The 16,254-nt window shown below is 41.0% G+C and carries 16 protein-coding genes; 13 read left to right on the top strand and 3 right to left on the bottom strand.

The window, feature by feature from the left end; genetic code table 11:
- The first annotated feature begins 47 nt into the window (after positions 1–47).
- Positions 48–344, top strand: coding sequence for a metalloregulator ArsR/SmtB family transcription factor (locus AB4160_RS12655; protein WP_076542961.1), 297 nt, complete (start codon positions 48–50; stop codon positions 342–344).
- 230 nt (positions 345–574) lie between these two features.
- Here the strand turns inward: AB4160_RS12655 and rpsT are convergent, their stop codons facing one another.
- Positions 575–841: a 30S ribosomal protein S20 gene (rpsT, locus tag AB4160_RS12660; protein ID WP_076542960.1), complete on the bottom strand. Its 267-nt coding sequence runs from the start codon at positions 839–841 to the stop codon at positions 575–577.
- Between the two features lie 256 nt (positions 842–1,097).
- Here rpsT and murJ point away from each other — a divergent pair, with 256 nt between their 5' ends.
- The 12 genes from murJ to AB4160_RS12720 all read left to right on the top strand — a co-directional run bounded on the left by murJ (position 1,098) and on the right by AB4160_RS12720 (position 14,923).
- A complete protein-coding gene (murJ, locus tag AB4160_RS12665; RefSeq protein WP_372004820.1) occupies positions 1,098–2,657 on the top strand; it encodes a murein biosynthesis integral membrane protein MurJ in 1,560 nt (519 codons plus the stop codon).
- Between the two features lie 64 nt (positions 2,658–2,721).
- Entirely contained in the window at positions 2,722–3,657 is a 936-nt protein-coding gene (gene ribF / locus AB4160_RS12670) for a bifunctional riboflavin kinase/FAD synthetase (RefSeq protein ID WP_102439205.1), read from the top strand.
- Positions 3,658–3,689: 32 nt separating this feature from the next.
- Positions 3,690–6,512, top strand: coding sequence for an isoleucine--tRNA ligase (gene ileS, locus AB4160_RS12675; protein WP_102475625.1), 2,823 nt, complete (start codon positions 3,690–3,692; stop codon positions 6,510–6,512).
- Between the two features lie 12 nt (positions 6,513–6,524).
- Positions 6,525–7,022, top strand: a complete 498-nt coding sequence (gene lspA / locus AB4160_RS12680) for a signal peptidase II (protein ID WP_102439203.1) — start codon at positions 6,525–6,527, stop codon at positions 7,020–7,022.
- Positions 7,023–7,032: 10 nt separating this feature from the next.
- A complete protein-coding gene (fkpB, locus tag AB4160_RS12685; protein ID WP_277869342.1) occupies positions 7,033–7,464 on the top strand; it encodes an FKBP-type peptidyl-prolyl cis-trans isomerase in 432 nt (143 codons plus the stop codon).
- Between the two features lie 31 nt (positions 7,465–7,495).
- On the top strand, positions 7,496–8,425 hold the full coding sequence (gene ispH / locus AB4160_RS12690) for a 4-hydroxy-3-methylbut-2-enyl diphosphate reductase (RefSeq protein WP_198589266.1): 930 nt from the start codon (positions 7,496–7,498) through the stop codon (positions 8,423–8,425).
- A gap of 272 nt (positions 8,426–8,697) precedes the next feature.
- The gene (pilV, locus tag AB4160_RS12695; RefSeq protein ID WP_371999779.1) at positions 8,698–9,216 is read left to right on the top strand and encodes a type IV pilus modification protein PilV; all 519 of its coding nucleotides are present in this window, start codon (positions 8,698–8,700) and stop codon (positions 9,214–9,216) included.
- Positions 9,217–10,209, top strand: coding sequence for a PilW family protein (locus tag AB4160_RS12700; RefSeq protein WP_372004824.1), 993 nt, complete (start codon positions 9,217–9,219; stop codon positions 10,207–10,209). It abuts the gene before it with no gap.
- Between the two features lie 13 nt (positions 10,210–10,222).
- Positions 10,223–10,651, top strand: a complete 429-nt coding sequence (locus tag AB4160_RS12705) for a PilX N-terminal domain-containing pilus assembly protein (RefSeq protein ID WP_371999783.1) — start codon at positions 10,223–10,225, stop codon at positions 10,649–10,651.
- Between the two features lie 58 nt (positions 10,652–10,709).
- On the top strand, positions 10,710–14,222 hold the full coding sequence (locus AB4160_RS12710) for a pilus assembly protein (protein WP_372004827.1): 3,513 nt from the start codon (positions 10,710–10,712) through the stop codon (positions 14,220–14,222).
- Between the two features lie 6 nt (positions 14,223–14,228).
- A complete protein-coding gene (locus tag AB4160_RS12715; protein WP_371999787.1) occupies positions 14,229–14,627 on the top strand; it encodes a type IV pilin protein in 399 nt (132 codons plus the stop codon).
- Positions 14,624–14,923, top strand: a complete 300-nt coding sequence (locus AB4160_RS12720; protein WP_371999789.1) for a TapY2 family type IVa secretion system protein — start codon at positions 14,624–14,626, stop codon at positions 14,921–14,923. The genes AB4160_RS12715 and AB4160_RS12720 overlap by 4 nt, the downstream gene beginning before the upstream one ends.
- Positions 14,924–15,003: 80 nt before the next feature.
- Here the strand turns inward: AB4160_RS12720 and AB4160_RS12725 are convergent, their stop codons facing one another.
- Positions 15,004–15,504 (bottom strand): GspH/FimT family pseudopilin, encoded by a 501-nt coding sequence (locus AB4160_RS12725; protein WP_371999791.1) that lies wholly within the window; start codon positions 15,502–15,504, stop codon positions 15,004–15,006.
- A 124-nt stretch (positions 15,505–15,628) separates the two neighbouring features.
- On the bottom strand, positions 15,629–16,153 hold the full coding sequence (locus AB4160_RS12730) for a GspH/FimT family pseudopilin (protein ID WP_372004830.1): 525 nt from the start codon (positions 16,151–16,153) through the stop codon (positions 15,629–15,631).
- Between the last annotated feature and the right edge of the window lie 101 nt (positions 16,154–16,254).

The following is a 16,254-nucleotide window of genomic DNA, read 5'->3' on the forward strand; positions in this document are numbered from 1 at the left end:
GGAAGGCTATATTAGTCTCAGTGATGATTAAGGAGAGCTAACGCGTGATGAATATAGAAATGATGCAGCAGCGAGCAGATCATGCTGTGGTAATGCTAAAGGCACTGGCAAATGAACGCCGTTTATTTATTTTGTGCCATTTGCTGAATGAAGGCGAAATGTGTGTCGGTGAGATGAATAAAAAACTAGGTCTAAGCCAATCTGCGTTATCGCAGCATTTAGCTTGGCTGAGAAAAGACAATCTCGTTTGTACACGTAAAGAAGCGCAAACTGTGTTTTATTCACTTAAAAGTGATGAAGTTCGTGAGCTAATAAAAGTATTGGATAATTTATACTGCCATTAATGGCAATAATTTTGATACCTATAACGTCTTAACAATATCTTGCTACTGATGACAGTAAGATCGAGTTAAGGCGTTTTTTTATGTCTTAAATATGGATTTGATATTTAGCGCAAAAATGTCCGTAAAAGCTTGAAGGCAGGGCAAGTGGAGAGAGTATTTTTTGTGAGTTATTTTATTGCAGGTATAAAAAAACCGACCTAAGTCGGTTTTTGTAATATAAATCGCTAAAATTAAGCAGCTAGTGCTTTGATTTTTGCGTTTATACGTGCCTTTTGACGAGCAGCTTTATTCTTGTGAATAAGGCCTTTAGTCGCCATACGGTCAACAATTGGTTGTGCTGCTGCGAATGCTTCGGTAGCCGCTTTGTGGTCACCGCTCTGGATAGCAGCGATAACTCTTTTAACGTATGTACGTAACATTGAACGACGACTAGCGTTATGCTGACGACGTTTTTCAGACTGAAGCGCGCGCTTCTTTGCAGACTTGCTATTAGCCAAGGTGCAACTCCTAAAACTGGGTTTAATACTTTGAGGGCGAGGAATATGCCTGCTTTTATTCATTTTGTCAATGAATATGATAGAAATAACGTCGAAAAGACAAATAAAACTACCTGGCTCGGTTATCTTCAACCCAACTCGTGTAAGATGTGGCGCAATTCTATCAGTTCTTATACCCCATAGACAGCATTAGAATCGAAAATTTGAGATATATCAGACTTAATTTAAACGCTTGTGTGCGGCTTTGGAGTGATGCTTGAGTAAATCGTTATTAAAATCAGGTGCTATCGTCAGTGTTATGACCTTGATATCTCGGGTGCTTGGCTTGGTTAGAGATGTAGTCATTGCCAACTTAATGGGTGCAGGTAGTAGTGCCGATGTGTTTATCTTTGCCAATAAAATTCCCAATTTTTTACGTCGATTATTTGCTGAAGGTGCTTTCGCACAGGCATTCGTGCCGGTGTTGACAGAATACCAACAAAACAAAACCCCAGCTGAAACCCGTGAGCTTATAGGTAAAGTGGCCGGTACTTTGGGCGGCATAGTGAGCGTTGTAACCTTAATTGGTGTTATCGGCTCACCGATACTTGCTGCATTATTTGCTGGTGGCTGGTTTTATGATTGGATGAACGATGGGCCGGATGCGGCAAAGTTTGAACTTGCCTCTATGATGCTCAAAATTACCTTCCCTTATTTATGGTTTATTACCTTAACCGCACTGGCTGGCTCAATATTAAATACCCGCGGTAAGTTTGCAGTTTCTGCCTTTACGCCGGTATTTTTGAATATTACCATTATTATTGCCGCTTTAGTGTTTGCCCCCAAGATGCAGCAGCCTGAAATCGCTTTAGCTTTAGGGGTGTTTTTTGGTGGTTTAGTGCAGTTTTTGTTTCAAATTCCGTTTTTACTACGTGAAAATGCCTTAGTAAAACCGTCATGGGGCTGGAACCACAGTGGGGTCGTGAAAATCAGAACCTTAATGATCCCTGCATTATTTGGCGTTTCTGTTTCGCAAATCAATTTACTGTTCGATACCTTTATTGCCAGTTTTTTAATGACAGGCTCTATTAGTTGGCTTTACTACTCAGACCGCTTACTTGAGTTCCCTTTAGGATTATTTGGTATTGCCATTGCGACGGTTATTTTGCCAGCTTTATCTAGAAAGCATATTGATGATAAAGGCAGTGGTTTTAGTGACACTATGGACTGGGGAGTAAGAGCCATTTTATTATTGGGCATGCCAGCCATGCTGGGATTAATCATTCTTGCTCAGCCGATGTTAATGGTGCTTTTTATGCGCGGCGCATTTACAGTATCTGATGTTGAGATGGCATCGTACAGTTTAGTGGCTTATGGTTGTGGCTTACTGAGTTTTATGATGATTAAAGTATTGGCGCCGGGCTATTACTCACGCCAAGATACTAAAACACCGGTTAAATTCGGTATTATCGCCATGGTAAGCAATATGGTGTTCAATATCATTTTTGCCATTCCATTTGGCTACGTAGGACTTGCAATTGCCACTTCTATGTCAGCCTTTCTCAATGCTGGACTGTTATATCGAGGTTTACATTTAGCCGGTGTCTACAAAGTTAGTAAATCGACGATAACTTTTTTTATTAAAGTAGCACTCGCCACAGTGGCTATGGTTTTTGTATTACTTTATCTACTACCTGAACAAGCTGCATGGTTAGATATGACCATGGTAGAAAAAGCGTATAACCTTTCCGAGCTGATTGTTTTAGGAGCGAGTGCTTATTTATTGAGCCTAATAGCGATGGGGCTGAAACCTTGGAAAATGAAACGTCAATCATGAATGCTGATTATCCATTCCATCTAGTATATAATCAGCCGATTTACAGTAGCAGTTGTTTGGCGTAATGGAACTAATTCGCGGTATACATAATATTTTACCTTCGCATAATGGATGCGTGCTCACTATTGGTAACTTTGATGGTGTGCATCGTGGTCATGCGCAAGTGATTAATAATTTAGTTAATAAAGCTAAACACTTTCAGCTACCTGCTGTAGTAATGACCTTTGAGCCACAACCGCAAGAGTTATTTCGCCAACAAGATGCCCCTGCAAGAATTAGCTTATTAAGAGATAAAATTAGTTTGCTAGAAGAGCTCAATATTGATCGTCTTCTGTGTGCTAATTTTAATACTCGTTTTGCTAATCAACCGGCAGAGCAATTTATTGAAGATTTATTAGTCAATAAATTAGGGGTGAAGTATCTAGTGGTTGGTGATGATTTTTGTTTTGGTAAAAACAGAACTGGCACCTTTGATATGTTACTTGAAGCGGGTAAAAAGTTCGGTTTTACTGTGGTCAGTACCCAAAGCTTTATCTTAGGTTCGACCAGAGTGAGCTCCACTGCGGTTCGTGAGCAGTTAGCATTAGGGAACTTAGAGCAAGCAAGGCGTTTACTCGGGCACCCAGTGTTACTGTCAGGTAAAGTGGCCCACGGCCAAAAAATTGGGCGAACCATTGGTTTTCCAACTGCCAACATTGCATTAAAGCGCAAAGTATCACCTGTTAGAGGGGTGTTTGCGGTAAAAATGTATTGGGATGGCAGTGATATTTATGAAGGCGTTGCTAATGTTGGTTTTAGGCCAACTGTTGAAGGGCAAGTCTGTCAATTAGAAGTGCACTTATTCGACTACTCTGGTGACTTATACGGTAAAAGAGTGGAAGTTGAATTAGTGGCAAAAATCCGTGATGAACATCCGTTCGAGTCACTGGATGCGTTAAAAAAACAAATTTTGAATGATGTAAATGAAGCAAAAGCTTTATTTAGCAATGATGCAGGTTGAGATTAATCAGCCCAAATAATGGTATAGGATCAATGACCGACTATAAATCTACTTTGAATTTGCCGGAAACCGATTTTCCGATGCGCGGTAATCTGGCTAATCGTGAGCCAGCTATGTTAGACCGTTGGACTCAAGACGAACTTTATCAAAAAATTCGTGACAGTCGAATTGGTCGCAAACCGTTTATTTTGCATGACGGCCCCCCGTATGCGAATGGCAATATCCATATTGGTCACTCGGTAAACAAAATATTAAAAGATATCATTGTTAAGTCTAAAACAATGGCAGGTTTTGATGCGCCTTATATTCCTGGATGGGATTGTCACGGCTTACCAATTGAATTAATGGTAGAGAAAAAAGTTGGCAAACCAGGTCAAAAGATTTCAGCTGCTGATTTTCGCGAAGAATGCCGTAAATACGCCGCTAAGCAAGTTGACGGTCAACGTGAAGACTTTATTCGTTTAGGTGTATTTGGTGATTGGCATAATCCTTACTTAACCATGGATTACAGCACTGAAGCTAACATCGTACGTTCTTTATCTAAAGTGATTGAAAGCGGTCACCTGCACAAAGGTGTTAAACCTGTTCATTGGTGTACTGACTGTGGTTCAGCGTTAGCAGAAGCAGAAGTTGAATACGAAGATAAAACCTCACCCGCTATTGATGTGGCATTTAATGCCGTTGATAGCGCAGCGGTTGCAGCGAAATTTGGCGTTGAAGGTTACACAAACACGGTTTCAGCGGTTATTTGGACCACGACGCCTTGGACTATCCCTGCTAACCGTGCATTATCATTAAGCCCAGAGCTTGATTACAGCCTAGTTGAGCTCGTTAAAGATGGCGTAACTAAAACCGTTATTTTAGCTGAAGTGCTAGTTGAAGGCTGTTTAACCCGCTTTGAAGCTGAGTCACATCAGGTTATCGGTACTACAAAAGGCGCTGAGCTTGAGCTAATGCGTTTCAAGCATCCTCTTTCTGCATTTGATGTGCCTGCCATTCTTGGTGACCACGTAACAACTGAAGCTGGTACTGGCGTAGTTCATACTGCACCAGGTCATGGTCAAGACGATTTCGTGGTTGGTCAAAAGTACGGCTTAGAAGTCGCAAACCCTGTTGGTGACAATGGTGTCTATAAAGCTGACACTGAGTTTTTTGCTGGTCAACACGTATTCAAAGCCAATAAGAGTGTTGTTGATTTATTAGAAGAGAAAGGCCAGCTGTTGTGTCATGTGGCATATCGTCACAGCTACCCACATTGCTGGAGACACAAAACGCCCATTATCTTCCGTGCAACGCCACAATGGTTTATCTCAATGGATAACCATGGCTTGCGTAAGCAGGCGTTATCTGAAATTGAACAAACGCAGTGGATCCCTGACTGGGGCCAAAGCCGTATTGAAAAAATGGTTGAGAACCGTCCTGACTGGTGTATTTCACGCCAACGTACCTGGGGCGTACCAATCACGTTATTAGTTAACCGTGAAACTGAAGAATTACACCCTGATAGCGTTTCTATCATGGAGCGCGTTGCGCACCGTATCGAGCAACAAGGTATTCAAGCTTGGTGGGATCTTGAGATCAGTGAACTGATTGGCGATGAAGCCGATCAATACCGTAAAGTGACTGATACTTTAGATGTTTGGTATGACTCAGGTTCTACTTTCTCATCAGTTGTTGCATCACGCCCTGAATTCCAAGGCCACGAGATTGACTTATACCTTGAAGGTAGCGATCAGCATCGCGGCTGGTTCATGTCTTCATTGATGATTTCAACGGCAATGAATGGTAAAGCACCTTACAAGCAAGTACTAACACACGGTTTCACCGTTGATGGTAAAGGCCGTAAGATGTCTAAATCAGTAGGTAACGTGATTGCACCGCTACAAGTTATTAATAAGCTTGGCGCTGACATCTTACGCTTATGGGTTGCAGCAACTGATTACAGTGGTGAGATGACGGTTTCTGATGAAATCTTAAATCGCAGCGCTGATTCATATCGCCGTATTCGTAACACCGCGCGCTTTTTACTTGCTAACTTAAGTGGCTTTAATCCAGAAACGGATATGATTGCTACTGAAGATATGGTGTCACTGGATCGCTGGGCAGTACGCCGCGCTGCAGCACTACAAGAAGAAATCATTGAAGCTTACGAGCAATATAATTTCCACTTAGTGACCCAAAAACTAATGCAGTTCTGTTCTGTTGAGCTTGGTAGCTTCTACTTAGATATCATTAAAGATCGCCAGTATACTGCTAAATCAGATGGTCACGCTCGTCGTAGTTGCCAAACTGCTTTATACCATATTGCTGAAGCAATGGTACGTTGGATTGCACCAATCTTAAGCTTTACCGCTGATGAAATCTGGCAGCTACTTCCTGGTGAACGTGAGCAATACGTGTTTACTCAAGAATGGTACCAAGGCCTAGAGTCAGTGACCTTAGCTGACGATTTAAATGATGAATACTGGCAGCAACTTTTAGCTGTTCGTAACGAAGTCAATAAAGTATTAGAGCAAGCCCGTCGTGATAAGCGTATTGGTGGCTCACTGCAAGCTGAAGCGACTTTATATGCTGATGAAGAGTTAGCGGCAAAACTGGCTCAAGTGAATGATGAGCTACGTTTTGTATTGTTAACATCTAAAGCGATTGTTGCCCCATTAAGTGATGCGCCAGCTGATGCAATTGAAACAGAGCTTGCTGCATTAAAGCTTGTTGTTGCAGCAAGTGAAGCCCAGAAGTGTGAGCGTTGCTGGCACTACAGCGAAGATGTTGGCACTGTCGAGTCTCATGCGACATTATGTGGCCGCTGCGTAACTAACATCGAAGGCGATGGCGAACATCGCGACTTTGCATAAAGGACTTGCTTGATGCCACTAACATGGAAAGAAAGCGGCATTCGTTGGTATTGGGTAGCTGTATTGGTATTTATTGCCGATCAGCTATCTAAGCAATGGGTGTTAGCCAATTTTGAGCTGTCTGAATCAATACAGCTGTTACCTATTTTTAATTTCACCTATGTGCGTAATTACGGCGCCGCGTTTAGCTTTTTAAGTGAAGCCGGTGGCTGGCAGAGGTGGTTTTTTACCATCATAGCCGTTGGTTTTAGCACACTGCTGACGATATGGCTGCGTAAACAGTCAGCGTCGCTGTGGCGCACCAACCTTGCGTATACGCTCATTATTGGTGGCGCCATTGGTAATTTAGTTGATCGTTTAATGCATGGTTACGTAGTGGACTTTATCGATTTCTATTGGAAAACCAGCCACTATCCAGCATTTAATATTGCTGATTCAGCTATTTTTATCGGTGCAGCATTGATTATTTGGGAAGCGTTTAAACCCGAAACCCAAGCGGCAGAAAGTTAGGGAGTCTATTTTGTCTGAGCAACAACTTGCACGTTCCATAGTGTGTCATATGAATATCATTTTAGAAGATGGCTCAACGGCAGAAAGCACCAAAGCATCAGGAAAACCAGCTCGTTTTAATGTTGGTGATGAGAGCTTAAGCCCTGCATTTGAATCAGAAATTTCAAGCCTGAATAAAGGTGATAAGCACAGCTTTACCTTAGATGCGATTGATACTTTTGGTGAGTCTAATCCGGATGCTGTGCATCATATGGACAGAAGTAAATTCCCTGCTGATATGGCATTAGAACCTGGTGTCATTGTTAGTTTCGGTGGTCCAGGCGGCAGTGAAATCCCAGGTATGGTTCGTGAAGTTGCTGGTGATTCAGTGACTATAGACTTGAATCATCCTCTAGCTGGTCAGAAATTAACTTTCGAACTTGAAGTGGTAGAGGTACTTTAAAATGCTTAAAGTTGATCCTACATCGCCAGAACTGAACATCTTACTGGCAAATCCGCGCGGTTTTTGTGCTGGTGTTGATCGGGCGATTAGCATTGTCGAACGTGCTTTAGAGTTATTTGAACCACCGATTTATGTCCGCCATGAAGTCGTACATAACCGTTACGTGGTACAAAACCTAAAAGACCGCGGCGCTATATTTGTTGATGAGTTAGAGCAAGTGCCTGATAACAGTATTGTGATTTTTAGTGCTCATGGTGTTTCTCAGGCTGTTCGCAAAGAAGCAAAAGTGCGTGGTTTAAAAGTATTTGATGCCACGTGTCCTTTGGTCACTAAAGTGCATCTTCAAGTTACTCGTGCAAGCCGTAAAGGCGTGGAGTGTATTCTGATTGGCCATGAAGGCCATCCAGAGGTTGAAGGCACTATGGGTCAATACGATAACACTGAAGGTGGGGTTTATTTGATTGAATCCCCGGAAGATGTAGCGTCTTTAAAGGTTAATAACCCAGATAACCTATGTTTCGTCACGCAGACCACATTATCAGTTGATGACACGCTAGATATTATTGCGGCCTTGCAACAACGTTTTCCTTCCATTGAAGGGCCGCGTAAAGATGATATTTGTTATGCCACTCAAAATCGTCAAGATGCAGTGCGCAATATGTCATCAGATGCAGACTTAATGATTGTTGTAGGCTCAAAAAATAGCTCTAACTCCAATCGACTGCGTGAACTCGCTGAGAAAACTGGTACAGAAGCCTATTTAGTTGATACCGCTGCCGATGTTGATGAAGCTTGGTTTAAAGATGTAAAAAAAGTAGCAGTGACTGCTGGCGCTTCAGCGCCTGAAGTGCTGGTTCAACAAGTTGTTGACGCGATAGCTAAATTTGAGCCATCGGTAATCACTGAGGTTGAAGGTCGTAAAGAAGATACTGTCTTCGCTGTTCCCGCTGAATTGCGCTAGCACTTAATAAACACGCAAACTAACTAAAAGCTAAAAAACCGTAAATCTGTAAAGGTTTACGGTTTTTTTATATCTGCAACTAATAGACTATACTCTTGAAACAGTCTAAGTTAACGATTTACTTATATTTGGCAAACAACTAGACACCTTTCGGTTACATCTTGCTCAAGTGTAGGTAAACAGATATTATTAACCGCTAAGTGATGGATTTATAAAAAGATAGTGATTTAACATTCGTCAATGTATTGGCAAATAATGGAGATTTGACACTCATGCCTGTTAAAAGGAATGGATTTTCTTTAATAGAAGTTATGGTTTCTCTGGTGATTCTGACTGTAGGGTTAATTGGGATTTTTAATCTTCATATTGTTTCTAAACGAGGCAGTTTTGAATCATTTCAGCAAACCCAAGCTTCGTATTATGCCAACGATATAATCAATCGGATGAAATTAAATCCAAGCCAACTGGCAAATTATGCCGGAACTTATAGTGGTGCTCCGGCGGGTACCCCTCCCAATTGCACTACTGCGACCTGTGACACCGCTGACATGCTTGCGTGGGATCTCTATGAATGGCGATCATCTTTTACTGGCGCAGATGAAGTTATTGGCACTCAAAATGTGGGTGGCTTAGACACAGCAACAGCATGCGTTATTGTTAATAATAATACGGTCAATGTGATCATGTCATGGAAAGGGATCCGTAAAACCTCTGATGCAGGTGATACAGATGATTGCGGAACAGCCAATGATAGACGTCGTCTCTATTCTGTACAAACAGTGATTATCTAAATGAATCAACAAAATATATTAAACCTGAGTCAAAAAGGTATGTCCTTAGTTGAACTCATGATTGCCATGGTGATTAGCTTGTTTTTAACTTTGGGTGTTTTTACCATGTTTAGCATGTCATCTTCCAATGTAACGATAACCAGTCAATTTAATCAGCTCCAAGAAAATGGCCGAATTGCACTAGCTATTCTTGAGCGCGATATTAGCCAGTTAGGCTTTTTGGGCGATTTAACCGGCACAGATTTTATTTTAGGTATTAATACTACAATTGAAGGCTTAGTTGCAATTACTGATTGTGAAGGTGCTGGTTTAAATAACGCGACATTACCTAACAGCCAACCGTCTCACTTTAGACGCTTATGGGGCTATGAACAAACATCAAGTGCGACAGAGACATTAACCTGCCTTGGCACTGCCAATGTGAAAATTGGTACCGATGTTATTCAGATTAAGCGTTTTGTTGGCCCCAGTATACCACCTGCACCGGCTAATCAAGGTGATATATATGTTTCTGCTAATACGAGTGAAGCCGTGTTTTATAAAGGCGCTGCTCCTGCTAAAACATTAACTAACGCCCGAGAGTGGCAATATCAGCACCATGTTTACTATATCGCTGATGATGCCGACAGCATCCCGTTACTGCGAAGGGTAACACTTACTAAAAATGGCATGACTAACCAAGAGCAATTAGTTGAAGGAATAGAAAATATCCGTTTCTTATATGGCTTTGATGATGATGGCGATAGTACGCCTGATTCTTACTTAGCGGAGTCAGATGTGTTATCAAATATGTGGGATAACGAATCGTTTCAGCGTTTAGTCGCAGTGAAAATTTTTATTCTAGTTCGCTCTATTCAGGCGGATAGAAGTTATACCAATGAAACAACTTATCAATTAGGCGATAAAGAGATAACCGCTCCGAATGATAATTTTAGACGTAAAGTTATGTCAACAACTGTGGTATTGGAAAATCCAGTACTCATTCGTAATTAGGTGAAATCTTGTGATGAAAAAACAGCAAGGAATCGTATTATTTTTCTCGCTCATAGTATTAATTATTATGACCGTGATAGGGGTCGCGCTGGCCGTTAATTCAACCCAGTCATTAAGAATGGCAGGGGCCGGAGCTGAAAGAATCGAAGCTAAAGCTGTTGCTGATGGGGGCTTGGCACAAGTGATTGATAATTACTCTGGTGCGCCTTTTGCCAACTTACTGGACGTAACTGATGAAGCAGAATTTGAAGCTACACAGAAACTTACTCCGCTACCTGAAGGAGCGGTTAAGGATGTTGCTTGTCAACGGACTTCAAGAGCGTCAGGGGCAAATTTAATTAGTTGCCGTAGAGTACAGATTACCAGCACAGTTTCATATGGGCGAGGTGGTCTAGGCTCTCTGACAGTTGCATCAGGTGTAGAGCAGCAAGTACTGCCGTAGATGAATAGCTTCAGTTATAACAGTGATGAGCAGGATAAGCTTACAGGAAACTAATATTATGTTTAATAAAATAGTCATAGCTATACTAACCGCATCAACCATTATTTCAGCATTTACTTTTGCGGATGATACTGAGCTGTATCTGGTTAATTCAAGTGTAAAATCCGGCAAGCGTCCGCAGGTTTTATTCATTTTTGATAATTCTGGCAGTATGGGGACTGAAGATCAAGACACGGTATCTCCATATTGCTCCGCTGAAAAGAAAGCTAATGGAGATTGCAGTTATGCTGATGGATTCGAGACTTATTTAAATAGTTACTCTGGTTACATTAATGACAAAGGCCTGTATTGGACCACCAATGGTCTTGATAATGCCAGTGCACCGACACCAGATGACGCAAATGATGCACGTAGGTTTTATGCAGCTAACAACAACTGTAATAGCTCTATTGCAATTTTAGAAGAAAGAGGGCGCTATACCGGCTATTTGTATGAATACAAGTCGAAAGGTAATACCGGAAGTTGGGTTTCACTAGCCGAAAATAATGGCTTTAATCAAGGTCAGATTGTCGATTGTCTTCAAGATATAACAGAAAAAGATGCTTTAAATCCAGGGGAAGAAAAACAAGGCAATAAATATACTCCATATGATGCTGGATTCCCTATTCATAACGAGATGTATACAGATAGTCAAGAAAACAGTGAACAGATAATGGCCGCGGTTCCTGCTGAGCCCATTACCTTGTATACAGCTCATTATCTAGTTTGGTATAAATGGGTTACTACCACTACAGAAGGACAAAATAGTGGAGGTACGGGGTCTCGTATGAGTGTCGCTCAGGATGCGTTTGAATCCGCACTCACGGATTTAAATATCCCTATTGATGCAGGTTTAGCCATATTCAATAAAAATCCAGGTGAAGGCGGTGCAGATGGTGGCAGAATAATTTCTGCAGTTGAAGAAATGACCTCTACTAATCAAGAGAACCTCATAAACACAGTCAATAATTTAATTCCTTATACCAACACGCCACTTTGCGAAACGCTTTTTGAGGCTTATCGCTACTTTAGTGGTGGCCCTGTAACCTTTGGCAATAAGGATAGTGCTGATAAGAATGATAAAAAGAAGGGTTATGAAGCCAACACTCCACCAAGCATAATTTCAGCAGGTAATTACACTTCACCTTTAAAGACATGTCCAGATACAGCTTATGTGATTTATATTACCGATGGCGCTCCTTCTAAAGACCGATCTGCAGATGCTTATGTAAAAGCGCTTACTAAAGATTTAGAACCGGCCGCCGTTTACACTGCATTTAATGCGAAAAATGGTAATGGTAATGATGAAGATAGTTACTTGCCTGCTCTAGCTGCTTACATGGCCAATAATGATGTAGTCCCGGGTGTGTTAGATGCCAAAGGTATAGATCATAAACAAACGGTAAAGTTATATACTATTGGTTTTTCTGCAGGTGCTGACTCTGCTGCGGCTCTCCTTGAAGAAGCGGCTTTTAGAGCGGGAAGCCCAAGAGATGAAAACGGTGTTTCAACTGGTTATTTTAGAGCAACTAGTGGCCTATCGCTTCAGGCTGCGATCAGTGACATATTAGTGGATATTCTTGAAATTAATACCTCGTTCACTTCCCCAAGCATTGCCAGTAACAACTTTGATAAAACCCAAACCTATAATTCCGCTTATTTTGCAATGTTTAACCCTGGCGATGGGCCTCGCTGGACAGGTAACCTTAAAAAATTAAAAGTTAATAGTGCCGGTGAAATTGTTGGACCTGGTGGCACAAATAATGCGATCGATACTGACGGTAACATTGCAGATGATACCTGCACTTATTGGAACACGTGTTCGGAAGCCTTGAAAGATGGAAACAACGTTAATGCTGGCGGCGTATTACCTGCTTTAAGGACATCTCTCAAAAACAGAAAAATACTCACTAATAGTGGTGGCCTGACAAGTATTGATGCATCAAGTTTCGCATCGACTTACTCTCAATCTGATTTAGATTGGTTATATGGGGTCGATGTTGATGACGATAACAATAACGATAATGATACTGAAGCCCGTGTTGATGTCATGGGCGATCCATTACATTCAAAACCATTAGCATTAAATTATGGTAGTAGTGACTCCAATTTAGATGTTCGCATCTTAGTTGGGACAAACCAAGGGTTAGTGCATATGTTTAAAGACTCGGATAGCGGCAGTGATGATTTCTCTGTTGGAGAGGTATCAGAGTCTTGGGCTTTCATCCCTCAAGAGTTATGGGGCAACGTGCCTGTATTAAGGGAGAACAATCCTACAGGGGTTCATAGTGTTTATGGAATGGATTTGTCTCCAGTTGCCTATACCGAACTGAATGTTTCAGGTGCACTATCAAAAGCTTGGGCATTTTTTGGAATGCGCCGTGGTGGTTCGTCATATTATGCTTTAGATGTGACTAACCCTGATAATCCTTCATTTAAGTGGCAGTTAACGTCTGGTATGTCAGGTTTTGAAGAATTAGGCCAAACATGGTCTGAGCCTGTCGTTACTTTTGTTCCTGGAATAGATAAGCCGGTTTTGATATTTGGCGGCGGTATGGCTACCGACTCAGGTACAGGTGAGGCTATTTATATCGTTGATGCAGATAATGGGCCACTTGACGGACTAATAAAAACGTTTACAGCAACCGATATGAGTAGCATTGCAGCTAAAGTTGCAATATTAGATAGTAATAATGATGGTGTTACAGATCGGATTTACGCGTCCGATATTAGTGGAAATGTTTGGCGTATGGACATGCCATCAGCTGATAAATCAACTTGGTCTATATTTAAATTCGCGGCCTTAAGCAGCGGTTCTGCACCAGATAATCTGATGTTTTTTGCCGAACCAACTATTGCACAGACTCAATTTAATAATATTCATAGTACTAATGGTGAGATAAGTTATCAAACTATTCCATATGATGCAGTAGCCATTGGTTCTGGAAATCGAACTAATCCATTAGGCACTGTAACTGATGATATGTTCTTTGTACTGCAAGATAGACATGTTGTGACTAATCAGTATGGTACAGGTGGCCTTGATATCCCAGATCCTTTAAATGTTACTGATTTGTATAATGTAACTTCCGCATCTCCAGACACTAAGGAACAACAGTTGGTTTTTGGAGCTAAGCGGGGCTGGTATTATGACTTCACAAATACAGGTGAGAAAAGTTTATCTTCTCCTTTGATTTTTGATGGGAATGTATATTTTACCTCTTTTATACCGCCTCAAGAGGGAGAAATCAGTTTTGAGTTGGGTGTTTGTGGATTTGGTGGTCAAGGACGGCTATATGTATTTGGCCTTCAAAAGGGAACCCGAACCTATAGTGAACTCTATTATGATGTAGGTGAGCGGGTTCCCGATACACCTCAAATCATCATACCCAAACCTGAAGATGGGGAAGAGGCTATTGCTTATATTATCGGTGTAGGTAAAGGTGAATGTGTAAATGGTGAATGTAAAGGAACGGCACCTTTAGGAAGCAGTTTAAATACTAATCGAATTTATTACCATATTGAAGAGTAGAGCTAAATGATTAAATCTTGTAACAATGGTTTCACTTTAATAGAAGTGATGATCACAGTCGTTATCGTTGGTATTTTGGCCTCTATTGCTTACCCATCTTATACCAGCTTTATAACCAAAAGTGGCCGCTCTGAAGGGGTTGCTGCCGTCATGCGAGTGGCGAATTTACAAGAGCAGTATTATTTTGACAATCGTGCTTATGCTACAGATATGTCCAAGCTAGGCTTAGATGCAAGCCCGTTTATAACTGAAAGTGGTTACTATAGTGTTGCTTCTACTGGTACCGATAGCTTTACCATTACAGCAACTGCGAAAGGTCGACAAGCGACCCTTGATTCGACATGTACTACGATTACCTTAACAAGTGCAGGGGTCAAAGGCCCGTCATCGGAGTGTTGGAAATGATAAAGCTTATTAGTATTAGTTTCTGTATGTTATCTATGCTAGCAGTAAGCCCTGTAAAGGCAGCTAAGCAAGATTATAAATGTTTTATTACTAGCTCCACTAAAGGTGATGAAGTGGTGTTTTTTCATTGGAATGCTAAAGATGTAAAACTAAAAGCACGGGCTTTAATTGGTAAACAGCGTGCAGATCATAAAGGGAAAAAGTATTTTATTAAGGGTGTTGAAGAGTGTGTACCGTTAGCGCAAGATTTTGCTAGCGAAAAAGCTCAACGGGTTGATAAAAAGACATTAAGATAAGGTAGATTCGTAAAAACCTAGAATAATTCTAGGTTTTTTCTTTTAAGCGTCTATAAATATCTGTAACAGAAGTATTAAATTTACGAACATGATAGCGCATCAACGCCATAAGAGATTAAGCCACTAGTACTGACATTTACGCTCTTTGAATCAGCATCTTTAGCACCAGGACAATAGATAATACTGCCACTGCCTGTATCAACCATGCCTTCAGCGGTAAAGGAAAGGCTGGATGCTGGGCCTTTTACGATATCTTGACTGTTAAAACCATCAATAGCTCTTAATTCATGATTAACATTATTTCCATCGGTGATATAAACGCGAATGCCGTTACTCCAATCTGTAGTCGCACCACAAGTGGTTGCACTAGCAAATGGACATATGTTCACGGTAGCACCGTAGCTAACGGCTTGATTGCGTGCAAAAGCAACGATGTTATGAATCTTGCCAACATTATTGTTTACTCTGACAGATTCATAAACTGATATTAATGAAGGCACACCAACCGTTAATAGTATTGCCGCGACGGCTACTGTGACCATTAGCTCGATAAGCGTAAAACCATTTCTAATTTTTAACATGATTATAATCCTTGTTACATGTTTAATTAGTATAAGTGATAATCTAGTCAATTTCAGTAATTAAAGACTTATCAAGCTTGATTTTAAAAGGGTATTTTCTTAGATACCCCCCATTTTCAGTGTGCTACAGAATTGAGCACTGAATGTTTTTCTTGGTTGAATATCTGGCACGACCTGCTTGATTAATCACGATTGCTTGAGAGTAAGGGTTATCGTGAGCTTCGGGGCAATAAGTTAGGGTACCATTAGTACCTGAAGCTAAACCATCAGGCAAAAAACGTACTCCGTTACGATTATATTGAATGATATCTTCGCGATGAAAAGCGCCAATCTGCTTTAAGAGAATGTCACCAGAGTTAAATTGATTAACGCTGCCTGTATCAACAAAGATGGCGTAGCCATCCTGCCAGTTTTTATGGCATTTTCCATCAAGTAATGGGCACACAGTTACCCTTGCACCGTAGTTAATGGCCATGTTTCTAGCAAATTTAAGTGAGTGTTGAATAGTGCTGATATTACTTTTAGCTCTAATTTGAAGTTGAACTGAGTTTAAGGCGGGTACACCAATGGCCAATAATATGCTGGCAACGGTTACTGTTGTCATTAACTCGACTAAATTAAAGCCACGACGATAATAGTGAATATTCATATCTAACAATCCTTGTTTATTAAGTGCTGCATCCTGCAGCGCATATTGAGTATAGACAGGGATTGATTTATTGCACGAAAAGCACGTTTTAAAATTAACGT

The organism is Shewanella sp. 10N.286.51.B8 (assembly GCF_041469325.1).
GTDB lineage: Bacteria > Pseudomonadota > Gammaproteobacteria > Enterobacterales > Shewanellaceae > Shewanella.

Excerpts from the sequence above, each read along its gene's own strand:
- AB4160_RS12720 (WP_371999789.1), top strand. The coding sequence starts at position 14,624 with ATGATAAAGCTTATTAGTATTAGTTTCTGTATGTTATCTATGCTAGCA.
- ileS (WP_102475625.1), top strand. The coding sequence starts at position 3,690 with ATGACCGACTATAAATCTACTTTGAATTTGCCGGAAACCGATTTTCCG.
- AB4160_RS12715 (WP_371999787.1), top strand. The coding sequence starts at position 14,229 with ATGATTAAATCTTGTAACAATGGTTTCACTTTAATAGAAGTGATGATC.
- AB4160_RS12725 (WP_371999791.1), bottom strand. The coding sequence starts at position 15,504 with ATGTTAAAAATTAGAAATGGTTTTACGCTTATCGAGCTAATGGTCACA.
- ribF (WP_102439205.1), top strand. The coding sequence starts at position 2,722 with ATGGAACTAATTCGCGGTATACATAATATTTTACCTTCGCATAATGGA.
- pilV (WP_371999779.1), top strand. The coding sequence starts at position 8,698 with ATGCCTGTTAAAAGGAATGGATTTTCTTTAATAGAAGTTATGGTTTCT.
- AB4160_RS12655 (WP_076542961.1), top strand. The coding sequence starts at position 48 with ATGAATATAGAAATGATGCAGCAGCGAGCAGATCATGCTGTGGTAATG.
- AB4160_RS12705 (WP_371999783.1), top strand. The coding sequence starts at position 10,223 with ATGAAAAAACAGCAAGGAATCGTATTATTTTTCTCGCTCATAGTATTA.
- AB4160_RS12700 (WP_372004824.1), top strand. The coding sequence starts at position 9,217 with ATGAATCAACAAAATATATTAAACCTGAGTCAAAAAGGTATGTCCTTA.
- AB4160_RS12730 (WP_372004830.1), bottom strand. The coding sequence starts at position 16,153 with ATGAATATTCACTATTATCGTCGTGGCTTTAATTTAGTCGAGTTAATG.
- lspA (WP_102439203.1), top strand. The coding sequence starts at position 6,525 with ATGCCACTAACATGGAAAGAAAGCGGCATTCGTTGGTATTGGGTAGCT.
- AB4160_RS12710 (WP_372004827.1), top strand. The coding sequence starts at position 10,710 with ATGTTTAATAAAATAGTCATAGCTATACTAACCGCATCAACCATTATT.